At 57.9% G+C, this 3,202-nt stretch carries 1 protein-coding gene and 2 pseudogenes; 1 reads left to right on the plus strand and 2 read right to left on the minus strand.

Features of this window, described 5'->3' with window-relative positions:
* Positions 1–696 (minus strand): annotated as a pseudogene (locus tag AC1DIO_RS35090) (adenylate cyclase); the annotation flags it as partial.
* A gap of 318 nt (positions 697–1,014) precedes the next feature.
* On the opposite strand from AC1DIO_RS35090, the gene AC1DIO_RS35095 reads away from it, so the two are divergent.
* A complete protein-coding gene (locus AC1DIO_RS35095) occupies positions 1,015–1,650 on the plus strand; it encodes a hypothetical protein (RefSeq protein WP_476833260.1) in 636 nt (211 codons plus the stop codon).
* Positions 1,651–2,719: 1,069 nt separating this feature from the next.
* Here the strand turns inward: AC1DIO_RS35095 and AC1DIO_RS35100 are convergent.
* Positions 2,720–3,055, minus strand: a pseudogene (locus AC1DIO_RS35100) (integrase core domain-containing protein); the annotation flags it as partial.
* Positions 3,056–3,202 lie beyond the last annotated feature (147 nt).

A 3,202-nucleotide genomic window follows, 5' to 3' on the forward strand; every position in this document is an offset into this window, starting at 1 on the left:
CTGAAACGTAGCGAGCTGCGAGAGCATCTCTTCGGAAAGGCCGGCAGCAAAAACACCGGCGTCTGGCGTTGGGGACAGGTTGACGAATGGCTTTACGAGAAGAGAGAGACCCGGGGTGCTTGTCGATGAAGCAGCCGGTCGTGATGAATCCCCCATTACCATGACTGTCACAACGGTACCGAACGCCAGCGCAGTAACCGAGCCGATGAGCCAGGGGCGTCTGAGCCAGCCGAAGAAGTCTGGACGGGGTTGGGATAGCGGCTGCGGTTCGGTCAATGAGAGGGGTTGGGCAAGCAACTGATCGCCCAATCGCCATGCAAAGCTCGGCACGTAGCTTCCCTTGGGAATTTCGATCAGGACCCGGTCTGTCTTGCCTTCAAGAAAGTAATATCGCTCCAATGCGCGCCGGAGCCGACCGGCCTCGATGCGCACGACCGGATCGTTCAAAATGTCGATATTCGCATCCCGCCCGAAGACTTCGACCGCGATCGAATAGGCCTTTATGCGGTCGGCCCGGCCAGCGAGCGTCTCCTCAATCACATAGGACAGAAACCGCCGCAGCCGATCCGGAGCGCTGAAATCGCGGCTTGCCAAAATGCAATGCAGTTGCGCGCGGATATCGGCTTCGCATGGCGCGGGTTGCGGTTGGGAACGCGAGGCATCAGGAACAAAACTCGATGTCACTTGCCGGTTCATGGAGTTAATTCTCCCGCTCATCAATCCCGGCATGCGCATGATGTTCAGATGGGGCGATCACTGCGATCCCACTTAAGGGTATTCGCTCAGATTTCTACACCCCTTAAATCGCATCGGGCAATATTTGTTGCTTAAATATTCGCCAAATTTCGGACGAACTATGGTGGCGCGCTGCGGCAATAATGCGGTCGACGCGCGGGCTTGACCCTCCGTCCCGCCTTTGACATTCCGTCCCAGCTGGATGTTCCAAATTCATTCTTGTTCCGTACTAATTACAGTGCCAGCGGCCAGTATGGCTGATGCGGTCGCCGCAAGGCTTTGCGTGGCGACGACCCCGGAAAAGCGGAGCGGTTCACAGATGTTCCGATCTTTACCCGCGGCCAATCGGTCCATGTGACCGAGCAGATGGCCAGTCGGGTTCTCGAAGGATTGGAAGGCGTCGTCGCCCGGGCTCAGCGCCTATTCACGCTTGAATGGTCCGAGACCATGCCGCGCAGCGAGTTCTTTGCCGACATGAAGATCGCCGTTAGTTCGGATGTGCCCTTCACCAAAGGTGAGGAGACGATACAGATTGGCAATGCCTCAGTGCGTATGATCCAGTTAAGCCGAGGTATCAACGAATTTGAGCGTGTCACCATTTCAACAGCGACGCTGCCGGCCCCGTATCGGGTCGCAGAGCTGGAAGATTCGCTGAGACGCGTCGTATCAAATGCGTTTGAAAGCATCGGGGCGAGCCAAGTTGGCGCGAGTATAGTCAGTAACTTCAGCGGCGCCACCAGTGTCACCGCAACCGGAAAAATCTCTATCGGCGGAAAGACCTTTTGGATGGCCTTTCGCAGCGTCTATCGCGAAACCCATACGCAGGTGCTCGAGATTCTGACGATTTCGGACGCTCGCTCGAAGGCAGTAGCCCTGCGAGAGCGTCAGGAAAATGACATTCGGCTGCTCGATTGAGTGTGGATTGCCGTCCTGGATGTGGATGGGGGGACCTGGCCCCACGCTCTTGAGCGAGCTCCCTCGGCAGATCGCCGGGTGTATTGCTACGTATACCCGGCCTACGGATATGGCTACCCTGCCTATTATGGGCCGCGGGTCTATTACCGCCTGCGTCATTACTATGCGCGGCCAGCCTATTATGCCCCCCCGTTATTACGGCTGGAATCGGGGCTATTACCGCCAGAGCTACTACTGGTGAGGCTAGGACAGACGATGAGCTCTCGCTAGGGAAACACTGATAGCTTCGCCCGATTGGCCGTGCCACTGCACGAACTGCGTCGACCTTACCTCAGTGAACCTTCAGATCGTGCCATACCGTTGTCTCAGATGCGGATCAGAGGCGGTTGTGAAGTACGGCGATCCCGCAATATCCGACGTGTCTGGCCGTACTGTCGCGTCATGGGACAAGGACACGCTATCGAGCGGCCTTCATCTTTGTCCCAACTGTGAGAAGCGAACGCTGAGGTTTGGTGATGGTGTTCTCCAGCGGCCACGTCTGATGTACGACTAAACTGCTCGGATTTTCGAGAAGGCGGTCCTAGCCGGTCGCACCGAGGGTCTGTTAGCCCACCCAATTCGGCGAGCCTGGACGACGGTACCGGCCAGCAACGGACACTTCCACCGGATGGCGACTTGGGGCAAGATGCGCAGACCGTAACCATAAGGAAGCGGGTCCACGCCCAGAGTTTATGCAAACAGCGCGACCAATCGCGCCCTCATGTACTCCGTTATAGGGTGGCCACGATGACAAAGCTCCATCCCGTGCACGATCTTCAGGCCAACCTTGAAGCAGCGCGCCTCAAGTTCATTGAAACACTAGCGGGGAAAGTGTCCCCACCCACTCCCGATGCGTTACGGGAACTTGCGGCAATTCATATGGCCCTGTCTGCTKTTCGGGAAGAAATCGAGTTGCATAGCGTAAGATTGGGATGGGGCGATAAGGACGAATTGAACTAACTGAAGTGTATCGAATCGCGTCAATTGCCCGCGACGGTGGCCTGCCCCCATCAGGTGGCCCGGTTCTAATCTAATGCATGCTGGGCTTGGCGGCCACGTTTGAGGTGGCCGGCGAAGCGGGTTGGGTTTGCGTAGCCGGCCACGCCACGGCGGTTGGTGCTGGCGGCCGGTAGCCGAGCGAGGAGTGTGGGCGCCGGGTATTGTAATGCTGACGCCAGCCCTCGATGACGATCCGGGCCTCGGCGAGGCTGTAGAACAGCTCGCTGTTCAGGAGTTCGTCGCGAAGCTTGGAGTTAAAGCTCTCGCAATAGCCGTTCTCCCAAGGACTGCAAGGTTCGATAAATGCCGTCTTCGCTCCAACCGCCACGATCCCCTCCCGCACCGCCTTGGCGACGAACTCGGGACCGTAGCACATTGGGAAGAGGCTCGACCGTTGCCTGACGGCGCGCGAAGCCTTGCGTAGCGCAGCGCGCCGTCACGGCGGTCATGGCCGGCCAGAAGGTCTCTAAAGTGAGGTTGTCGAGACAACACTTTGGAGCGAGGCCAACCATGA

It is taken from the genome of Allobosea sp. 05T439, assembly GCF_056396005.1.